General features: G+C 53.7%; 20 protein-coding genes and 1 tRNA gene. 10 read left to right on the top strand and 11 right to left on the bottom strand.

Annotated elements, in window-relative coordinates:
• Positions 1-128 precede the first annotated feature (128 nt).
• Entirely contained in the window at positions 129-422 is a 294-nt protein-coding gene (locus F8R23_RS07185) for a DUF2623 family protein (protein ID WP_112348981.1), read from the top strand.
• Positions 423-449: 27 nt separating this feature from the next.
• Here F8R23_RS07185 and F8R23_RS07180 read toward each other — a convergent pair whose 3' ends face one another.
• The gene (locus tag F8R23_RS07180; RefSeq protein WP_085117530.1) at positions 450-1,019 is read right to left on the bottom strand and encodes a helix-turn-helix domain-containing protein; all 570 of its coding nucleotides are present in this window, start codon (positions 1,017-1,019) and stop codon (positions 450-452) included.
• A 39-nt stretch (positions 1,020-1,058) separates the two neighbouring features.
• Between F8R23_RS07180 and F8R23_RS07175 the strand changes: the two genes are divergently transcribed.
• Both F8R23_RS07175 and F8R23_RS07170 read left to right on the top strand, forming a co-directional pair.
• Positions 1,059-1,580 carry a GNAT family N-acetyltransferase gene (locus tag F8R23_RS07175; RefSeq protein ID WP_085117529.1) on the top strand — a complete coding sequence of 174 codons (522 nt, stop codon included), beginning with the start codon at positions 1,059-1,061 and terminating at the stop codon, positions 1,578-1,580.
• Positions 1,581-1,602: 22 nt separating this feature from the next.
• On the top strand, positions 1,603-2,046 hold the full coding sequence (locus F8R23_RS07170; protein ID WP_112348983.1) for a DMT family transporter: 444 nt from the start codon (positions 1,603-1,605) through the stop codon (positions 2,044-2,046).
• Between the two features lie 159 nt (positions 2,047-2,205).
• On the opposite strand, the gene F8R23_RS07165 is transcribed toward F8R23_RS07170, so the two are convergent.
• The 4 genes from F8R23_RS07165 to F8R23_RS07150 form a co-directional block, all read right to left on the bottom strand.
• Complete coding sequence (locus F8R23_RS07165) at positions 2,206-2,397, bottom strand: putative quinol monooxygenase (protein ID WP_151415432.1); 192 nt, start codon at positions 2,395-2,397, stop codon at positions 2,206-2,208.
• Between the two features lie 112 nt (positions 2,398-2,509).
• Positions 2,510-2,707, bottom strand: a complete 198-nt coding sequence (locus F8R23_RS07160) for a tautomerase family protein (RefSeq protein WP_129936465.1) — start codon at positions 2,705-2,707, stop codon at positions 2,510-2,512.
• A 122-nt stretch (positions 2,708-2,829) separates the two neighbouring features.
• Complete coding sequence (locus tag F8R23_RS07155; protein WP_129938340.1) at positions 2,830-3,750, bottom strand: LysR family transcriptional regulator; 921 nt, start codon at positions 3,748-3,750, stop codon at positions 2,830-2,832.
• A 266-nt stretch (positions 3,751-4,016) separates the two neighbouring features.
• A complete protein-coding gene (locus F8R23_RS07150) occupies positions 4,017-4,910 on the bottom strand; it encodes a DMT family transporter (RefSeq protein WP_129936464.1) in 894 nt (297 codons plus the stop codon).
• Between the two features lie 112 nt (positions 4,911-5,022).
• On the opposite strand from F8R23_RS07150, the gene F8R23_RS07145 reads away from it, so the two are divergent.
• Positions 5,023-5,880 carry a LysR substrate-binding domain-containing protein gene (locus F8R23_RS07145; RefSeq protein WP_129936463.1) on the top strand — a complete coding sequence of 286 codons (858 nt, stop codon included), beginning with the start codon at positions 5,023-5,025 and terminating at the stop codon, positions 5,878-5,880.
• 199 nt (positions 5,881-6,079) lie between these two features.
• Here the strand turns inward: F8R23_RS07145 and arsH are convergent, their stop codons facing one another.
• On the bottom strand, positions 6,080-6,778 hold the full coding sequence (gene arsH, locus F8R23_RS07140) for an arsenical resistance protein ArsH (RefSeq protein ID WP_129936462.1): 699 nt from the start codon (positions 6,776-6,778) through the stop codon (positions 6,080-6,082).
• 86 nt (positions 6,779-6,864) lie between these two features.
• Between arsH and F8R23_RS07135 the strand changes: the two genes are divergently transcribed.
• The 4 genes from F8R23_RS07135 (at position 6,865) to F8R23_RS07120 (ending at position 9,888) form a co-directional block, all read left to right on the top strand.
• A complete protein-coding gene (locus F8R23_RS07135) occupies positions 6,865-7,185 on the top strand; it encodes a transcriptional regulator (protein WP_151415431.1) in 321 nt (106 codons plus the stop codon).
• Between the two features lie 44 nt (positions 7,186-7,229).
• Positions 7,230-8,519 (top strand): arsenic transporter, encoded by a 1,290-nt coding sequence (locus F8R23_RS07130; RefSeq protein ID WP_129938338.1) that lies wholly within the window; start codon positions 7,230-7,232, stop codon positions 8,517-8,519.
• Between the two features lie 12 nt (positions 8,520-8,531).
• Positions 8,532-8,957: a glutaredoxin-dependent arsenate reductase gene (arsC, locus tag F8R23_RS07125; protein ID WP_129936459.1), complete on the top strand. Its 426-nt coding sequence runs from the start codon at positions 8,532-8,534 to the stop codon at positions 8,955-8,957.
• Between the two features lie 319 nt (positions 8,958-9,276).
• On the top strand, positions 9,277-9,888 hold the full coding sequence (locus F8R23_RS07120; protein WP_129936458.1) for a dTMP kinase: 612 nt from the start codon (positions 9,277-9,279) through the stop codon (positions 9,886-9,888).
• Between the two features lie 108 nt (positions 9,889-9,996).
• Here the strand turns inward: F8R23_RS07120 and F8R23_RS07115 are convergent.
• A tRNA-Asn gene (locus F8R23_RS07115) sits at positions 9,997-10,072 on the bottom strand.
• A 348-nt stretch (positions 10,073-10,420) separates the two neighbouring features.
• Here F8R23_RS07115 and nac point away from each other — a divergent pair.
• Positions 10,421-11,344, top strand: a complete 924-nt coding sequence (gene nac / locus F8R23_RS07110) for a nitrogen assimilation transcriptional regulator NAC (RefSeq protein WP_112349491.1) — start codon at positions 10,421-10,423, stop codon at positions 11,342-11,344.
• Positions 11,345-11,491: 147 nt separating this feature from the next.
• Here the strand turns inward: nac and F8R23_RS07105 are convergent, their stop codons facing one another.
• The 3 genes from F8R23_RS07105 to opgB all read right to left on the bottom strand — a co-directional run bounded on the left by F8R23_RS07105 (position 11,492) and on the right by opgB (position 16,509).
• On the bottom strand, positions 11,492-12,409 hold the full coding sequence (locus tag F8R23_RS07105) for a bestrophin family protein (protein WP_151415430.1): 918 nt from the start codon (positions 12,407-12,409) through the stop codon (positions 11,492-11,494).
• A gap of 120 nt (positions 12,410-12,529) precedes the next feature.
• A complete protein-coding gene (locus F8R23_RS07100) occupies positions 12,530-13,990 on the bottom strand; it encodes an AMP nucleosidase (RefSeq protein WP_112349493.1) in 1,461 nt (486 codons plus the stop codon).
• Between the two features lie 215 nt (positions 13,991-14,205).
• The gene (gene opgB, locus F8R23_RS07095; protein WP_129936841.1) at positions 14,206-16,509 is read right to left on the bottom strand and encodes a phosphatidylglycerol--membrane-oligosaccharide glycerophosphotransferase; all 2,304 of its coding nucleotides are present in this window, start codon (positions 16,507-16,509) and stop codon (positions 14,206-14,208) included.
• A gap of 291 nt (positions 16,510-16,800) precedes the next feature.
• On the opposite strand from opgB, the gene F8R23_RS07090 reads away from it, so the two are divergent.
• Positions 16,801-17,532, top strand: a complete 732-nt coding sequence (locus F8R23_RS07090) for a transporter substrate-binding domain-containing protein (protein ID WP_129936840.1) — start codon at positions 16,801-16,803, stop codon at positions 17,530-17,532.
• A 65-nt stretch (positions 17,533-17,597) separates the two neighbouring features.
• Here the strand turns inward: F8R23_RS07090 and F8R23_RS07085 are convergent, their stop codons facing one another.
• Positions 17,598-18,533, bottom strand: a complete 936-nt coding sequence (locus tag F8R23_RS07085) for an ABC transporter substrate-binding protein (protein ID WP_129938334.1) — start codon at positions 18,531-18,533, stop codon at positions 17,598-17,600.
• Positions 18,534-18,536 lie beyond the last annotated feature (3 nt).

Here is an 18,536-nt window from a genome sequence, read left to right as displayed (position 1 = left end):
CCGCAGGTTTTTCGCTCTGCGGGTCTTTTATGCGTACAGGTAACCAGGTAAAACTTTGTGAGTATGTCCATGCGCGCAATGATCGTTATATAATATTTTATATAGCGTTTAATGATAGAGGAGGTGCCATGAACAATCACTTCGGTAAGGGGCTGATGGCCGGTTTAGCCACGCAGGACGTCAGGCCGGCTTCGGAGCTTACCCGTTTCTGCTGTGACTATAAACGTGGCTTTGTGCTGGGCTATGCTCACCACTTGGCCCAAAGCCTGGGTGACGAAAACCAGGCGGCATTCGAAGCCGGGTTGCTGTGTCGGGCGTACGATCTCAATGGGGAAGTGATGAGCGAGTTCTTTTCTGGCGGCGCCAATCGTCTGGCCGAAAAGTTCTTCTGCGCAGGATATAACCGCGATCGGCAAAACTGAGCGCCGCCATCATATGGCCTGACGGGCTCAGGCCTTATTCATCACCACCACCAGATAAATGCAGGTTTCGGCGCTCTCATTTTTGAACACGCAGTCCGTGGGGGGCCCAAGCTCCAGGCAATCACCCTCGGCCATTTCATGGCGGGTTTCACCCTCCTGGAACACCAGCGAGCCGGACAACACCCAGATTAATTGTCGCATAAAGGCATAGGCCGAAGCCGGCATGGGGATCGCAGCACCAGCAGGCAGTTCAATGCGCACTAAATCGAGCGGGATGTCTGACTGCGGTGACACATGGCGACGCACATAGCCGCTGTCGGGATCGACCCACAGCGGTTGGTCCTGGCGGCGCATCAACCGACCTTCCTGCGTTTCCGCCCGGGCGATCAGTTTGGACATGCTCAGGCCAAACGCGCCGGAAAGCCTGCCCAGCAACATCGCGGTTGGGCTGCTGTCGCCACGTTCAATTTTGTGCACCATCGCCCGCGAAACGCCAGCCCGTTCGGCCAGATCGGACAACGACCAATGGCGTGCTTCACGTTCGATGCGGATCCTCGCACCGATGCGCTGATTTAGGTTGTCTAATTTATTATTCATATCGTAGTATGATAGTAGACGGTCAACCAAGAGGTCAACATGCTTATCCGTAACGCGACTATAACCGATAGCGCAGGCATTGCTGCTATCTATAACGACGCTGTGCTTAATACCACCGCGATCTGGAATGAACTTAGCGTCGACGAGGCAAACCGTGCCGCGTGGATGGCGGAGCGGCAAGCGGCGGGCTATCCGGTGCTGGTGGCGATCAATGAGGCAGGCGAGGTGATGGGCTACGCCTCGTTTGGCGATTGGCGGGCATGGGACGGTTACCGTCACACAGTGGAACATTCGGTTTATGTTCGGCAAGACAGCCGTGGCGGCGGGGTGGGGAAAACGCTGTTAATTGCGCTGATTGAACACGCCAGGGCGATGGGCAAACACGTGATGGTGGCGGGCATTGAGTCCGGCAACCAGGCCTCTGTACAGCTGCACATCAATCTGGGTTTCGAAATGGTCGGTCGGATGAGTGAAGTGGGGGCCAAGTTCGGCAAATGGCTGGATTTGACCTTCCTGCAGTTAAAACTAGACGACAGCAATGCACCACCAGCCCGCCAATGACGCTGCAAAGAACGGAACCTCTATGAATATCATGCTATTGCTGCTGGTGGCGGCCGGGGTCAGCCTGGTTATCCAGAATCTGTTGATGGTACGTATCACCGAAAGCGTTTCGACGGTGCTGATTACGCTGGTGATCAACTCCAGCGTTGGTCTGGTGTTGTTGATGGGGCTGCTGTTTGCCAAAAATGGCGTCAGCGCCCTGGCAGAGATAACGGGCGCCCTCCGGCTGTGGATGTTATTGCCCGGTCTGCTGGGTTCGTTCTTTGTCTTCTCCGGCATTCTGGGGTACCAGAAATTGGGGGCGGCAACCACCATTGCGGTACTGGTAGCCAGCCAACTGGTGGCGGGCTTGATGGCCGATATTTACAAGGCTGGCCCGGAGGCACTGCGCGAAAACCTGCCGGCCCTGCTGGGCGGTATATTGCTGGTGATTGGCGCTTTTCTGGTGGCAAGAAGAAGTTTTTGAGCGCTAAAAAGCCCGCTCAGGTTTCCCCAAACAAGGTCCAGGTGAGGTTGGTGGAAAGCTTATCGGTTACCTGATAATCCAGCATGGTATTGACGGTGTATTAGGGATCACGGAAAGCGGGTTCAGATAGCGATTTCGTCATTAAGATTAACCTTGGACTTAACCGCCATCTCTCTCCGCCATGCATCCAATGCTTGCCGTTGTCTGATCGTTACTGACACTGTAGACATAACTCAGCGTGCCGGGTTCTTGACTGGTAGCTTCTACCACGCGTGAAACTAATTCTTTAAACGCAGGGAATTGTCCGTCATTGACTGCCAGGTTAAACACACAGGTAATTTCATTTTTCATCGTAACCTCCAGAATGATGGGCGCGGGTGAACAAGCAAAGAGAAGAGGGATAAAGGAATATGCCGTTATGCGCGAGAGCATAACGGCGGGTAAAACTAAGGATCGCTGAATGTCAGCTCGATTTTTTCAGCGTCTCAGAAAAAATCTCACCTGAAATTGCCCAGTTGTCGGTGGTTACGTCGTTGAAAATGACATAGACATACTGTGGATCAACGTTGGCATGAGTGGCGATAGCTTCAGTTACTGCTTTAGCAATAGCAGGTTTAGCATCATCACGGCCTTCGAACATCTGAATATTAACTACTGGCATGGTAGATCCCTTCATGAGTGAATGAATTGTCAGTCAAACTGACGTTAGAAGAAATCCTACGCTGATAATGTAAGTGGATAAACAGGCTAAAATAGGACAGAGTGTAGACTTTATATCTACAATCATTCGAATGCTTTTTGTGCAGCCAAACCCATTAACTCATCAATGATGAAACGTACGCCTGGCAGCAAATGACGAGCGCGGGGCCATATCACATTGAGCTCGGTGGGCGCAGGATTGCAGGCAGCCAGCAGCGGCACTAACTTACCGCTCTGTACATGCGGCCGCAGTAACGCTTCGGGAAACTGAATCAAACCGGCTCCGGCAATACAGGCATCGATCATCGCATCGCCATCACTGATTTGATGAAAAGGCGTGGGTTTAAGCCTGATGTCCTTCCCGTTCTCGTCTCGGATGAGCCAGCTAAGCGGTGCCCCACCGCGCCATGCCAGAATACAGCGGTGGTGTACCAGATCGGCCGGAGTTTCAGGTGTGCCATAAGTCGAAATATAAGTGGGAGACGCGCAGATAATCAGATGCTGATCATTCAGTTTACGGGCGATGAGATCGGGTGTGTCTTTCACCGGACCAAAGCGGATGGCCAGGTCGAAACCAATATCCAGTGGGTCAATGATGCGGTCATTAAAAGTGATGGTCAGCTTCAGATACGGATAGCGTTTTGTCATGCTCATCAGCACCGGCATCATCACCGAACGGCCAAAGGCAGCAGGCAGATCTATCCTCACTGTACCCGTGGGCTCTGTAAGCTTGGAACGCAGCGCCATTTCTGCCATTTGCAGAGTTTCAAGCGCACTCTGGCAGCTTGCCAAATATGCTTCGCCCTCTGTGGTCAGGCTTATTTTACGCGTGGTGCGATGAAAGAGCGGAGTGCCGAGGTTATGCTCAAGTCGCTGAATGCTCTTACCAATTGCTGATTTCGACACGCCCAACTGTTCAGCAGCTTCGGTAAAACTACTTGAATTTGCGGCCGTCACGAAGTGGACGATGCTGCTGAAAGATTCGGTAGAAATCACTGTTGACATCGTAGGAGCCTGGATGAAAATCAGAGAGGTACTTTATCGTAAAGTCGAAACGTAAAACAACGCAAACGAGGGGTAATCAGATGATCGTCATTCAATACCAAAACGATCAGGCCAACAATTAAGAAAGCAGGTCAATGATAGGGTGGTTTTCTTCTGGGGCCACAATGTCCGCTCCTCGCTCACAGCGGACCTTCAACTCGGTCAGTCTGTCCGATTAGTGCCATGAGCGGACGCTGAACCCGTGAAGATTATCTGTCGCTATGGCCTTATAAACTTATCTTCCGTTTTAGCCCGACTGGGAAAGGCCAGCCCAGTTTTACACCAAGTGTGCATAGTGCGATCAGTATCATACCTGTCATCTGAATGACCCCTGGTTGATGGCCATAAAACACCCAGTCAACAATGATAGCAATCAGTGGGTAGATAAAAGTCAGCACGCCAATTACCGGGGTGGTTAACTTTGGATAAGCCGAATACATCAGGACGTAGGCGACACCGGTGTGCAATACACCTATGCCAATTAGCCACCCCCACGACTCAGGAGGAACTGAACGAAACGAGTCGGTAAAGGGGGCCAGCAGAATAATTCCAACTATCGTCTGGCATAATATGGTAATTTCGGGTCGTTGCTGCCCCAGTCCTTTCCCCACTAATGTTGATATCGCGTACAGCAAGGCTGCAACCAGTGTAAGCGCGACTCCCAGAACCCAGTGAATATTAATGATACCGAAGGGAGAGACAAGCCCACTGGCCAGAATGACACCTGTAAATGCTCCTGCCATCCATAGGACCTGGTTAAGTGAGATCAGCTCCCTAAGAAACACTGCGCTAATCAGTACAACAAAGAAAGGTTGTATGTGGTAGATAATAGTTGTTGTGGCAATTGAGGTAAGTGTGAATCCGGCAAAAAAAGCTATCCAGCTCAGCACCATACAGACCCCTGCGAGGGAGGCATAAGTAAGACGTTTAAGGGAAAGAGACCTGTCCGGCAGGTAACCACGGATGATGCACCATAAACCAAGAAAGAGAGTGCCAAAAACGCAGCGCCAGAACACTACCGAAACTGGCGAAAGTCCGGACTCCACGGCAAAAGCGCCAACCGTTCCTATCATCGCCATTCCGACAGCAAGTTTAACCGCAGGTAGCTGTTTGTCAGACATTTTTCTATCCCTTCCCAGGCTCTAAATGAACAATGAAGCAACTATATTTTTTGTGGTTAAATTAAGCCAGTGAATAGATTTGATAGCTTCTATTCGTTATATTAATAGAACTATGGCTAATCTTTTAGATATTGATCTGCTGCGTGCCTTTGTTGCTGTTGTCGAAACGGGCAGTTTTTCCCGTGCGGGCGAACGTATAGGGAGAAGCCAGTCTGCGGTGAGTATGCAGATCAAGCGTCTTGAACAGTCCATCGGTAAGCGCCTTTTACATCGAGGGACAAAGGTTGTTGCCCTCAACTCCGTTGGTGCTGATTTCCTGGTTCATGCCAGGCAAATTTTAAAACTGTCAGATGAGGCCTGGACAAGTGTGACACGCCCAGAAGAAACTGGCTGTGTTCGCCTGGGGGTACCTGATGACTATGCCGCTTTTTTATTACCTCCGGTGCTTGAACAATTCTCGGCGGAACATCCCCTGGTGACAGTAGAACTGATATGTGAGCCCTCTCTTTCCCTCACAAAAGCTATTGCGGATGGGAAAATTGACCTGGCCATTGTTACCCGGGTGGAGGAACAACCGGTTGAAGTGATACGAAAAGAGCCTTTTGTCTGGGTTGCATCACCAACACATGTCGCCTGGAAAAGTGATCCTGTCCCGGTAGCACTATTTGCTCCCGGAAGTGCTGCACGTACCAATGTCATTCGTGCTCTATCTGAAAACGGCTATACCTACCGGAATGCTTATTCGAGTGCCAGTTTGCTTGGTCTTGTAGCTGTTGTTCAGGCGGGGCTTGCAGTGGCCGGTCTGGCTAAGTGCAGTGTACCGCCATCCCTGTGCATTATTGGTGCCAATGAAGGTCTGCCTCCACTGAACGATCTGGAAGTGAGTATCTTGCGGAAGTCAGGAGAAAATGGGTCTGCAACAGATTGTCTGTACAATTTTCTCTATAGTTCCTTAACGGGCTACCGTTGATACAAGCGACGGTTGTTAAGTTCCCTGGTTTCGCTGAAATAACTGAAGAATATCCCCTAAGTGTCAGCAGCAAGATAAGGCCCCGTAGAGCCCTCTCTCCGGGGTTAAAAGAGATTACCTGCTGACAGCTGGTTCAGGGAAATAATCACCTGCCCGTCAGTAGGTCTGGTTTGTGCTGTGAGTTCAATAAGAAAGGAGGTTATATTTTCTCCTGATTGACGCGGGATGAAAGCTCCTGATGGCTCTCTTTTCGTTCACTGTAGCGATCGGCAAGGTAGCCGGTTTGCCCCTTGAGCAGCAGCGTGATTTTAAACAACTCCTCGGCGACATCGACGATACGATCATACCAGGACGAAGGTTTCATTCGCCCGTTCTCATCGAATTCCTGCCAGGCTTTGGCTACTGAAGATTGGTTGGGGATAGTGAACATCCTCATCCAGCGCCCAAGAATACGCATTTGGTTCAAGGCATTAAAAGACTGCGAGCCGCCACAAACCTGCATCACCGCAAGAGTTTTGCCCTGTGAAGGACGAACCGCACCTTCACTTAAGGGGATCCAGTCGATCTGTGCTTTCATCACCGCACTCATTGCCCCATGCCGTTCAGGAGAACTCCACACCATTCCATCACACCATCTGACCAGTCCGCGCAGTTCGGTGACTTTAGGGTGCGTATCCGGAGCATCATCCGGCAGGGGTAAACCTGAGGGGTTAAACAGTCTGACCTCCGCCCCCATCGCCGTCAGCAGGCGACCCGCTTCTTCTGCTGCAAAACGACTGTAAGAACGTTCTCTTACCGAGCCATACAGAATCAGAATGCGTGGCGGTTCCTGGAGCTGCAGGCGTTCAGCAATCAGCTGATCGAAGCAATCAGCGTTCAGTGCAGGAAAGTGTTCCATTATTACTCCTCCGGGAGATTTTGGTGATTTCAAAATAAACATATATGTTTTATCATATGTGAGTTCTAAAGGAAACGGAGTAAAAAATGCTACAGCCTATTCAGCTTTTTAAAATCCTGTCGGATGAAACCCGCCTCGCGATTGTCATGCTTCTCCGGGAGTCCGGCGAACTGTGCGTATGCGATATATGTGCGGCCACCACTGAATCACAGCCAAAAATTTCTCGCCATATGGCTATTCTGCGTGAAGCTGAGCTGGTGCTTGACCGTCGGGAAGGCAAATGGATTCACTACCGCCTGTCTCCCCACATGCCCGCGTGGGCGGCTGAGACGATCACGACGTCCTGGCAGTGTCTGAGAGAAGATGTGGATGAATGGCTGTCAAAATCAGCCGGCACATCATGTTAAGAATGTTTATCATATACATATAACCATATGCAAAGGAACCTGAAATGATTTTGGCAGGGAGTATCTTTATACTGACGCTGGTCCTGGTCATCTGGCAGCCCAGAGGCCTCAGCATTGGCTGGAGCGCAAGTATCGGAGCCGTACTAGCTCTGGGTATGGGGGTTATCCACATTCATGATATCCCCGTAGTCTGGAATATCGTCTGGAACGCAACAGCGGCATTCATCGCGGTGATCATCATCAGCTTGCTGCTCGATGAGTCCGGTTTCTTTGAATGGACCGCGTTGCATGTTTCCCGATGGGGTAACGGGCGCGGTCGCCTGCTGTTTACCTGGATAGTACTGCTTGGCGCTGCTGTTGCTGCGCTGTTTGCTAACGACGGTGCAGCACTGATACTGACGCCGATTGTTATTGCGATGCTGCTCGCACTGGGGTTCAGTCAGGCGACGACTCTGGCCTTTGTCATGGCTGCAGGATTCATCGCTGATACCGCCAGCCTGCCGCTGATAGTTTCCAACCTGGTAAATATTGTCTCGGCAGATTTCTTCGGCCTGGGCTTTACACAGTACGCCTCCGTGATGGTTCCTGTGAACCTGGCGGCCATAGCTGCCACGCTGGTTATGCTCCATCTCTTCTTCCGCCGCGATATCCCAGCCAGATATGACGTTTCACTGCTCAAGATGCCTGCCAGTGCGATTAAAGATCCTGCGACGTTCAGAGCGGGCTGGATTGTTCTGCTGTTCCTGCTGGTTGGTTTCTTTGTTCTGGAGCCGTTAGGGATCCCTGTAAGCGCGATAGCAGCAGTTGGGGCTGCAGTGCTTTTCGTGGTAGCAAAGCGTGGCCATGTCATTAATACCGGGAAAGTGCTGCGCGGCGCGCCCTGGCAGATCGTGATTTTCTCGCTGGGTATGTATCTGGTTGTCTACGGCCTGCGTAACGCAGGACTCACTGAGTATCTTTCTGCCGTACTCAATATGCTGGCAGACAAAGGTTTATGGGCTGCCACGTTCGGTACCGGCTTCCTGACTGCGTTCATGTCGTCTGTGATGAACAATATGCCAACGGTGCTTATTGGTGCATTGTCAATTGACGGGAGTGCTGCGACCGGCATCGTCAGAGAGGCGATGATTTATGCCAATATTATTGGCTGCGATTTAGGTCCTAAAATCACCCCGATAGGTAGTCTGGCAACCCTACTGTGGCTTCATGTGTTGGCACAGAAAAACATGACCATCACCTGGGGATATTACTTCCGCACCGGCATAATCATGACCCTGCCCGTGCTTTTCGTCACTCTGGCCGCGCTGGTGTGGCGGCTCTCTGTCACTTTGTAATGAGATATTGATATGAGCAACATTACCATCTATCACAACCCGGCCTGTGGGACCTCACGTAACACGCTGGAGATGATCCGTAACAGCGGTAACGAACCAACCATTATTTATTATCTCGATACGCCCCCGACGCGTGAAGAACTGAGCAAACTGATTTCAGATATGGGGATTTCAGTACGCGCATTGCTGCGTAAGAACGTTGAACCTTATGAGTTGTTGGGTCTTGATGAAGACAAATTTTCTGATGAGCAGTTGATTAATTTCATGCTTCAGCATCCGATCCTAATTAATCGACCGGTTGTAGTGACGCCGCTTGGCACGCGTCTTTGTCGTCCCTCAGAAATTGTACTGGATATTCTACCTGAAGGTCAGAAAGGCTCTTTTACCAAAGAGGACGGTGAAAAGGTCATTGATGAAAAGGGGAAACGAGTTAAGTAATCTAATATATTGGGCGCCTGTTTACTTCACACCGGCGTCCGCTCCTCGCTCATCACGGACCTGTAGGTCACTTCTGCCTGACACACTTTGTGTCAGTCGTGGACGTAGCTGACATCAATGTGATAATCAATGGTGAGCAGATTGTTAGCGCAATTGAGAGTATTGCTTCAGTAAGCAACTGCCGCCTCTATTAGGTTCACGCTGACGTGCCAAGCGACTCCAACGAGCGAAGAGGGAGCAGCTATTCATATGAAGGAAGTAAGATGTTTTTGCCAGATGCAAGCTTTACAAAAAACCTATATCAATCGTCATTTCAAGAATGAGTCGTCAGCTGTTTGTTTCTCTGGATGGGCCCAAAGGAGCCGGTAAAACCACACTGTTGGAGGCCATTACGAAAGTACTAAGGGCAGACAACAAGAAGGTGGTCCGACTTTGCGAGAAAAAAAGCGATCTCTACAGGGGGGAAACAATGGCCCTCGTTAACCAGCTCGCCAGAAATCCCTCCCTGGATTTGGAATTGGAAGTTTGTAAGCGCCTTGCAGATAGCCGTGCCTGGATTTCCCAGCAAGTGCTGACTAAACAGCCACCAGACAGCATTATCTTGATGGATCGCTGGTACCCGTCGGATGCTGCGTTTCGCCGGATGGTGCCATTTACAGAGATTTTACAGCTTAACATTGAACGAAACGTGCGAACGCCAGACCTGCATGTCGGGGTTGTTACTGCGCCTGATATTTCATGGGCGAGGGCTGCGGCCCGGCCGCGTGGGCTAAGTAGTACGGTGATTTATAAGCTGGAAGAGCAAGTCGCTTGTACCAAGGCATTCGAGCGAGAAATTGCAAATCACGGCTGGTTTTTATGTCGTAATGAAGGAACCATCGAAGACGCAACGATGCAGGTGATCACTGAGATCTACAGAGTGCTTGGATGATGTACCACATTCTTGCTTTCGCTCTCGGTGGTCTTCCAGCAAAACCCAAAAACCAAAAGCAAAAAACAAAAAGCCCGCTCAGGTTTCCCCGAGCGGGCTTCTCTAATTTGGCTCCTCTGACTGGACTCGAACCAGTGACATACGGATTAACAGTCCGCCGTTCTACCGACTGAACTACAGAGGAATCGTGTGAACGGGGCGAATAATAACGGGGGGGCCTGGGCTTGTAAAGCCTGAAAACGCCTTGTCGTTTCGTTTGCTGCAAGATTATTCAACCTGCTGCTTTTTATGGCTTTTATTGCTGCACTGCTGCGCAGTGGTTCAGCACCTTCCGCTGGGTCGTGTCAGCATGCCTTATGCTGGTGCAAGCTTTGGCTATTCTCGCCGGTTGTGGAGTGAGCCATTAAATCGCCCACTATCATTTTTTCTTATTTTTCCGTCGATTAGTTCAGGTTTTCTCTTATTCCGTCGCTCTGGCCCGGATCTTGCTGTTGTTTAGCGATACGCAGTTAAGTGGCACGACGGAGGCAATATGAATTTCAGACGTCTTAAGTATTTCGTGAAAATCGTCGATATCGGTAGCCTGACGCAGGCAGCAGAAGTGTTGCATATTGCTCAACCGGCGCTCAGCCAACAATTGGCCACGCTGGAAGGCGAACTGAAACAGCAATTGTTGATCCGCACCAAGCGCGGCGTAATGCCGACCGAGGCCGGTAATATTCTATATGCCCATGCCCAGACTATTCTGCGCCAGTGCGAACAGGCGCAAAGCGCGGTCAATAGCGCCGGGCAGGCAATGAGCGGTCATGTGTCGGTCGGGTTGGCACCGGGGAGCCTGGCGTCACAGTTGGCTTTGCCGCTGTTGCAGGCGGTACGCGATCAGCATCCGGGGATTTTGCTCAGCCTGAATGAGAATATTGGTTCGACGCTGGCCGGGCAGGTCGCCAACCAGAATTTGGATATGGCGGTGATCTACGGCGCTAAAATGCCTGCTGGTTTGCAGGCCACGGCGTTAATGCGGGAAGATCTTTATCTGGTGGCGACGCGTGCGGTACCGAATCCCGGTAACAGCGTTGAACTACTGGACGTTGCGCGACTGAATCTGTTCCTGCCGCGTGAGGGGGACGTAGTACGTAGCCAGGTGGATGAAGCCATGGCGGTGCGTAAATTGGCCGCTAATGTGATTGGTGAAATTGAATCCCCCGGCACGTTGAGTGCGGCTATCGCCAGCGGCCTGGGCGCCACCATTTTGCCAGAGTCGGTGGCCCGCGCGATGATTGGCCCGGCCAAGGCATGGATGGCGCGTATCAATGCCCCGTCATTGAGCGTGCCGCTTTCGCTATGCATTTCCGGCCAGCAATCCCTGTCGGCCCCGGCGCTGGTGGTGAAAGAGATCCTGCTGTCGATCGCCGCCAGCCGCAGTCAGGAAAAACGCGTGCTGGCGCTGGTGCAGTAAATCAGGACAGACTTTCCCGCTTAATCTTGCCGATGGCGGGGATGACCAATCTGGTCGATCTTTACCGTGCGCTGGGTGGCGGCTGGCAGGAGTAACGGTCACTGGGGGCTTCAGGCGCGATTTTCACCGGCCTGAAGCGGTAACAGATTAACTGAGCTGGTAACGACTGTCTGGCTGCGCGGGGGCAGGCAAGTCTGTTTCATCATTCATTTCACGCAGGTTGATCTCAATCGCATTGCACATGGCATTGAGCGGCAGATCGTTGGCCGCGGTACCAAAAGGATCTTCCAGTTCTTCCGCCAGCGAGTCCAGTGAGATGAAGGTATAGGAGATAAATACCGATACCAGCGGCGTCATATAGTGCAGATCCGGCACCAGCGCGAAGGGCAGCAGGGTGCAGAACAGATAAACCGTACGGTGAACGATCAGGCTATAGGCGAAGGGGATCGGCGTATTGGCGATGCGTTCGCAGCCGCCGAGGATCTCCGACAGGCGGTTTAGATTCTGATCGATGCTATGAAACAGCACGTCCGACAACTGGGCCGATTGCCGCTTCTCACCCAACCATTGACCCATCATCAGTAGCAGCCGGTTACAGGGTGAAGCGCTGCTTCCAATCGCCCGCAGGTCGGCATTAGGTAGCAGGCGCTGTAGGTCTGCGCTGATATCAGTACCACGTAGCTGATGTTTCAGGCAGTAGCTAAACGCCATCAGCAGGGCGGCAAACTCATGTGCCGCCTGGTCCTGCTGCGGCAGCAGGCTTTTAATCTGGCGCAGCAGCGAACGCTGGACGATCAACAGGCTGCCCCACAGCAACCGCGCCTCGGTGAAGCGTGCATAGCTGACGCTGTTACGAAAGCCGAGAAAGATAGCAATCGCCACGCCCAACAAACTGAAGGGAGCCAGGGTCAGCTTGACGCCCAGGTGTTCGTACCACTGGAAACAGAGCACCGCGACCAGCGACATCGCCACGTTAAGGCTGAGGCGGAACAAAATTTTGGAGAGCACCGAGCCGTGCCAGACGAAAAGCCGTCTGAACCAGTGTTGTTGAGGTCTGACAATCATAGGTGTGGGGCTGACTGGGGAATAGAAGCCGCAGTTGTAACAGATTTGCGGCCTGTTCATCAACGGTCTGGGCGCTAAAAGTAAAAAAAGCCCGCAGAAACGGGCTTTGATGATCGGCCGTTAGCGGAAAGGTGGCTCGTTAAAGGTACGCAGCTTGCGGGAGTGCAAACGATCGCCTTCTGCACGCAGCAGATCGATCGCGCAGATACCGATCTGCAGGTGCTCCGAGATTGCGCCTTCATAGAAGCGGTTGGCCTGGCCGGGCAGTTTTATTTCGCCGTGCAGCGGCTTGTCGGACACGCACAACAACGTGCCGTAAGGCACCCGGAACCGATAACCCTGAGCGGCGATGGTGGCGCTTTCCATGTCTACCGCCACGGCGCGGCTGAGGTTAAAGCGCAGTGCCGAAGCCGAGTAACGCAGCTCCCAGTTGCGGTCGTCGGTGGTGACCACGGTGCCGGTACGCAGGCGCTGTTTGACCTCTTCGCCCGGCATGCCGCTGACCATTTTGGTGGCGTCATACAGCGCGCGCTGTACTTCGGCAATGCTGGGGATTGGGATGTCCGGTGGCAGTACCGAATCCAGCACGTGATCGTCGCGCAGGTAGGCGTGGGCCAACACGTAGTCGCCAATCGACTGGCTTTCGCGCAGGCCGCCGCAGTGGCCAATCATCAGCCAGGCGCTGGGGCGCAATACCGCCAGATGGTCGCAGATGGTTTTGGCGTTGGACGGGCCGACGCCGATATTGATCAGGGTAATGCCCTGGCCGGTACGAGAAATCAGGTGGTAGGCCGGCATCTGGTGATTCTTCCAGGCCAGATCGGACACGGCCTGGTCCGGCGCGGTGGTTTCCGGCGTGATATAGATGCCACCGGCGCTGGACAGCGCAATATAAGGACTGGCCGGATCGGCTATCTCGGCGCAGGCCCAGCGGACAAATTCATCCACGTAGCGGGTGTAGTTGGTGAACAGCACGAACGGCTGGAAATGCTCCACCGGGGTGCCGGTGTAGTGCCGCAACCGCGCCAGTGAAAAATCGGCCCGCAATGCGTCGAAGTGTGAAAGCGGGAAAGTGCTGGTGGCGTTGAACAGACCGTCAGCGGTTTCGTCACCAATTTGCGCCAATTCGGTAGTAGGGAAATGCTGCGCCAGACTGGCACTCATCGAGCGATCCAACATCAGATTGGAACCGTCGATCACGTAAGGGAAGGGGATTTCCTGTTGTGATGGCCGTACTTCAATATGTGCATCATATTCCCCCGCCAACATGGTCAATTGTTCGGTCAGATAGTGACGAAACAGCTGTGGTCGGGTAATGGTGGTGGTGTAGCAGCCGGTATGGGTGAAGCGGCCGAAGGCGCGGGTCTTGGTCTGACCGGTCGATTTGCCATCCCAACTGACTCGTAGTTCAGGGTAAACAAACAGCCCTGCTGCGCGGGTCTGCGCGTCGGGTAGCCCGCCGTGACTGATAAAATCCCCAACCGCCTGGCGCAGCGCTTCAACCGAGGCTTCATACAGCGCTTCCAGTTGTTCAATCGCCTGAGCGGGGGTGAGGCCGGTGCCGGATTGCTGACTGCTCATACTCTCTCCTGGGTTCTCCCGGCTCTGCGGCGGGAGGCATGCGGATGCCGATATCAATTCACTGCAACAGGTTAGCTGAAGATGGGCGCAAAAGCTTTGCAGAAATAGAACCGGAGGAAAGAAAAGGCAGCGTTCAAATCTGCTCCCGGTAGATTTGCTGTTGGGGGCGAACGATTAACACGGGCGCTGCATGCAGCGCCCTGACAAGCTGATGATCAGGAAGCGGGGGCGGCTTGTTCGACCTTCAGCGAGACCAGGCCAATACCCAGTTTTTTCGGTATAAAGCCCCCGCTGGCACCTTCCTGCGGCTCGGTCGGTGCCGGTGGCGTGATGCTGATGTTCTGCGCGCCGCCGGGGTTGTCGAAGCGCAGGGTCACGGTGGTGTCCTGCTCAGTGAGCGTCACAAACTGCTCCTGATCCCCAACGCGTACCGAGATCGGCTCACCAACATTTTTGCCGTAAGCGCGTGCGCGCAGCACAAGATCGAAGGCGGATGGCAGTGGGTCAACGTAGTCGATGTTCACCGTCGGAGCAAGATTGGCGTCTGACCAGCGGCCCCAATCCTCGACGCTGGAAACGCCGGTGATGGCCTTCACCTGTTCCGGCATACCCGGCAGCATAAAGGCGATGGCGTCCGCGTGATATTTAACCGCGCTGTCGTCCACTTTCAGCCGATCGACGGCCTGTTGGTAAGCGGCAACGCTATCCGCTTCTGGCGCAGTAAAGTTGACCTTGCCGCGATAGCTGCCCGCTTTGGCCTGCACAATCTGCGGTGGGGCGGCCAGATTGCCGGAGGCGACGCAGGTCTCGGTACTCAGCGCCAGTTCGGGTGCCCACACCCGACCGATTTCATAGCATTTGTCGACCCAGACAAATTTTTCACCTGCTCCCAGACCGGCCAGCTGTTTTTTTAGCGGCGTGGACAGGTAGACGTTAAACATTGGCTCAATTTTGTTGTCCGTCACCTTCAGGATAAACGGCACCTTAAAGGTGATGCCAGAGAAGGTAAAACGGCTGCCCTGGTCGTCCAAACTAAAGTTGCTAATGCTGTTCGGGAAGCCCCATTGCTTCACCACCGCCGGTTTCCAGGCGTTGATCTTTTCATCAATATTCAGGAACACGGTGGTCAGCGTTGGGCTGGACAGGCTGCTGCGGCCGAGGCCGATGTAGTTATCGCCACCCATCACATCCAGCACCGTGGCACCATTGTCCAGCGTACTGCGCTTTTCGTTATGCAGCGTGGTCTGCGGGTGGGTGCCATCAATGATAAAGAACAGGTTGCGGCGTTTCTGTTTGGTCAGAATGTCATAGGCGGTGTTGTTCATCGCCAGATGATCTGAGGACACCACGATGACGGTGTTTTTGAAGTAGTCCGACGCTTTGATTTTGTCGATCAGCGCCGCAATGTGCTGCTGGCTGCAAGCCACTGCGCTCAGCGAACGGTTTTCCTTGTTCTGCCAACTGAACGACTTTTTGCTGCAACTGGCGGAGATGAAACCATCCGGATGATGGGTGTCGACGGTCAGTGCAAACAGCGAGAACTTTTTATCCTGTTTCGACAGCTCGACAAACTTGTTGAACACCAGATCCAGCACGGTATCGTCGTACCAGCCCCAGTCATTCTTGTAGCCAGGGTCGCTGACCTGCCCGCGCAATTCCTTGAAGCCGTAAGCATGATCAAAACCGTGCGATTTCAGGAAGGTGTCCTTACCGGCAAAGGCCAGTTCGGCACCCTGATAAAAGTAGTTGTCGTAACCGGCGGATTTCAGCACGTCGCCCAGGCAGACGTTTTCCGGATAAAAGGTGGACACCGCGCTGGAGGCGTTGCCATCAAAGGGGGCAAACAGCGGAATACCGCACTGTGAAGACACCATTCCGGCAATGGTATAGCCGGTGCCCGGCAACTGCTGGGTGTTGCTGAAGTCGATGCTGTTTTCACGGTGCTGATTCAGTTCATCGGCCAGGCCGGGGAAAACATCCGTATCCAGGTAGGTTCTTTCCAGGCTTTCGGCATAGATATATACCAGGTTCGGTGCTTTGCCCTGCACGCTCTTCTTCGGGGCTTTGTAGTAGGTATCAAAGTCGGCGGTGTCGCCGCTAATCTGGCTTCTGACCAGCAGGGAAATATCCTGAAAGGCCGGGGTGGTGCCGACGGAAAAAAGCGCCAGCAGCACGGCGATCACGCTATATACCACGCTGCTGCTTTTTGCCTTGCGTCGCACCAGGCTCCAGGTCAGCACGGCGAAAATCAGTGCCAATACCGCCAACAGCCCAATAAACGGCAGCAGGTATTTGCCGACGCCGGCGCCCTTCAGGCTGCTGGTGAGAGTGTAGAGCACCGCATCGGTAATGCCGTCGCCGGTAAAGTAGTTACTGGCGATCAGCACCACGTTGAGGATCAGATAGCTCCCCAGCAGCGTCAGCAGAGCGGCAAGCCACCAGCGGTTAGCGGCGGCCCGGGTCCGGTAGATGAGAATTGAGGCTAAAAAAAGTGCAAACGAAATTAATGCTGAAACCATCCACCGTACCCTGTCTGATTAAAAAGAAAATCTTAACTGCCCTGAGAAACGCGGCTGAACCGCGCACAGCGCGAAAGAGGAAGGGTATAGCGCATTGACCGCGACAGGGTCAATGCGTGTTTGCCGCGGCCCAGTGCGGCGGGGGACGATTGGTCATTTTTGTGACAATACTGTGACGCCAGTCACGTCTCCAGGGGGAGCCACGGTTAAATGCTGCTCAGTCGATATTGGGCTATAACATTAATGGGACGCGTTGAAGAGGCGCAGTGACTCATTATTAAGGAGATAACCATGGACCCTATTCCCGTAGCCGTACTTGCTGACCTGGCCCCACAGGGTGTCCTGCGCGCGGCGATCAATCTTGGCAATCCGGTTTTGGCGCAGACGGGGCCGGATGGCGAACCGCAGGGCGTGTCCGTGGTTTTAGCCAGCGCATTGGCGCATGAACTGGGCGTGGCATTGGAGTTGGTGACTTACGACGCGGCGGGCAAGGTTTTCGCCGCATTGGCAACCTCGGCCTGGAATGTGGCCTTTATGGCTATCGAGCCGGTGCGGGCGGAACAAATCGCTTTCAGCGCGCCTTATGTGATCATTGAAGGCACTTATTTGCTGGCACAGGCGTCACCCTGGCAGCAGGTGGCCGAGTTGGATCGGCCTGAGGTGCGCATCGCGGTGGGCAAGGGCGCGGCCTATGACCTGTATTTGTCACGTACCTTAAAGCATGCGCAGTTGGTGCGAGCAGAGACCTCCGCCGAGGCGATAACCCTGTTCCTGGAGCAGGGCCTGGATGCCGCAGCAGGCGTGCGTCAACCTTTGCTGGCCGCCGCAGCGGCAAATCCGGCTTACCGGGTGCTGGCCGGGCATTTCACCGCGATCCACCAGGCGATGGCGGTGCCGCGAGAAAAAACAGCCGGGGCGGCCTATGTGCGCGAATTTGTGGAGCGGTGCAAGGCAAACGGGCTGGTGCTGCAGGCCCTGCAGCGCAGCGGCCAGGGGGATGTGACCCTGGCCCCTTCTGCCTGATAGCGCAAAATATACCCTCTCCCAGGGGAGAGGGTTAGGGTGAGGGCAACAGGCAATGCGAGCCCTTAGTACAGCTCCACCGCATATTGCTCTACCGGGGTGATTTTCTTGATCAGCTTATTGTCGAACAGGAATTGTTCGTAGGCCTGATAGCGGGCTTTATCCAGCCTGGCCGGATCGCGGGCGAACAATGGCAGGCTGGCCTGCCAGGCCTGTTTGTTCAGCTCGGTATTCAGTTCCGGATGGGCCTTGGCGAACGCTAGCCAGCTTTCCTGCGGGTGGGCCTGCAGGTAGTCGTTGCCTTTTTTCAGTGCCACGAGGAATTTTTTGATTTTCGGCTCGGTCACCGCGTCGCGATTGGCGACGATGATCAGTTCGTCGTAAGTCGGAACCCCGTAGTCTTCCACGTTAAACACCACCGGATCCTTGCCCTGCAGTTTGAGTTCCAGCGCTTCAATATTGCGATAACCGCCAATCACCGCATCAACCTGGCCCGCCATCAGGGCGCTGGTCAGTTGGAAATTAACGTTGATCAACTTGCCGTCGTCAGGGTTGAGGTGTTCATGTTTGAACATGGTTGCCAGCGTGGCCTGCTCGATACCGCTGACCGAATAGCCAATTTTTTTGCCCTTAAGACCCGCCGGGGTGGTGATACTTTTATCCAGCGTAATCACGGTATTCAGCGGTGAATTAATCAGGGTGCCTACGCGCACTAGCGGCAGGCCCTGATCGGCGAAGAAATGCAGCTGTGGCTGATAGGTGATCGCCAGATCGGCCTGTTTTGCCGCCACCAGCCGCGGTGGCAGCGCCGGATCGGAAGGTGGCACGATCTTGACGTCCAGCCCTTCGGCCTTGAAGGCACCGATCTGCTCGGCCACCATAATCGGCGCGTGGTCAGGGTTGATATACCAGTCGAGCACCAGCGTCAGTTTTTCAGCGGCGGTGGCTTGTCCGGCCAGCGTGGCGCTAAATATCAGGCCGCACAGGGTATTTTTAATCATTGT

This window comes from Serratia proteamaculans, assembly GCF_008830365.1.
In the GTDB taxonomy this organism is placed as follows: Bacteria; Pseudomonadota; Gammaproteobacteria; order Enterobacterales; family Enterobacteriaceae; genus Serratia; species Serratia proteamaculans.
This window is presented reverse-complemented; position numbering and strand designations above follow the sequence as displayed.

Coding starts and splice junctions, on each gene's coding strand:
- F8R23_RS07185 (WP_112348981.1), top strand. CDS start 129: ATGAACAATCACTTCGGTAAGGGGCTGATGGCCGGTTTAGCCACGCAG.
- F8R23_RS07180 (WP_085117530.1), bottom strand. CDS start 1,019: ATGAATAATAAATTAGACAACCTAAATCAGCGCATCGGTGCGAGGATC.
- F8R23_RS07175 (WP_085117529.1), top strand. CDS start 1,059: ATGCTTATCCGTAACGCGACTATAACCGATAGCGCAGGCATTGCTGCT.
- F8R23_RS07170 (WP_112348983.1), top strand. CDS start 1,603: ATGAATATCATGCTATTGCTGCTGGTGGCGGCCGGGGTCAGCCTGGTT.
- F8R23_RS07165 (WP_151415432.1), bottom strand. CDS start 2,397: ATGAAAAATGAAATTACCTGTGTGTTTAACCTGGCAGTCAATGACGGA.
- F8R23_RS07160 (WP_129936465.1), bottom strand. CDS start 2,707: ATGCCAGTAGTTAATATTCAGATGTTCGAAGGCCGTGATGATGCTAAA.
- F8R23_RS07155 (WP_129938340.1), bottom strand. CDS start 3,750: ATGTCAACAGTGATTTCTACCGAATCTTTCAGCAGCATCGTCCACTTC.
- F8R23_RS07150 (WP_129936464.1), bottom strand. CDS start 4,910: ATGTCTGACAAACAGCTACCTGCGGTTAAACTTGCTGTCGGAATGGCG.
- F8R23_RS07145 (WP_129936463.1), top strand. CDS start 5,023: ATGGCTAATCTTTTAGATATTGATCTGCTGCGTGCCTTTGTTGCTGTT.
- arsH (WP_129936462.1), bottom strand. CDS start 6,778: ATGGAACACTTTCCTGCACTGAACGCTGATTGCTTCGATCAGCTGATT.
- F8R23_RS07135 (WP_151415431.1), top strand. CDS start 6,865: ATGCTACAGCCTATTCAGCTTTTTAAAATCCTGTCGGATGAAACCCGC.
- F8R23_RS07130 (WP_129938338.1), top strand. CDS start 7,230: ATGATTTTGGCAGGGAGTATCTTTATACTGACGCTGGTCCTGGTCATC.
- arsC (WP_129936459.1), top strand. CDS start 8,532: ATGAGCAACATTACCATCTATCACAACCCGGCCTGTGGGACCTCACGT.
- F8R23_RS07120 (WP_129936458.1), top strand. CDS start 9,277: ATGAGTCGTCAGCTGTTTGTTTCTCTGGATGGGCCCAAAGGAGCCGGT.
- nac (WP_112349491.1), top strand. CDS start 10,421: ATGAATTTCAGACGTCTTAAGTATTTCGTGAAAATCGTCGATATCGGT.
- F8R23_RS07105 (WP_151415430.1), bottom strand. CDS start 12,409: ATGATTGTCAGACCTCAACAACACTGGTTCAGACGGCTTTTCGTCTGG.
- F8R23_RS07100 (WP_112349493.1), bottom strand. CDS start 13,990: ATGAGCAGTCAGCAATCCGGCACCGGCCTCACCCCCGCTCAGGCGATT.
- opgB (WP_129936841.1), bottom strand. CDS start 16,509: ATGGTTTCAGCATTAATTTCGTTTGCACTTTTTTTAGCCTCAATTCTC.
- F8R23_RS07090 (WP_129936840.1), top strand. CDS start 16,801: ATGGACCCTATTCCCGTAGCCGTACTTGCTGACCTGGCCCCACAGGGT.
- F8R23_RS07085 (WP_129938334.1), bottom strand. CDS start 18,533: ATGATTAAAAATACCCTGTGCGGCCTGATATTTAGCGCCACGCTGGCC.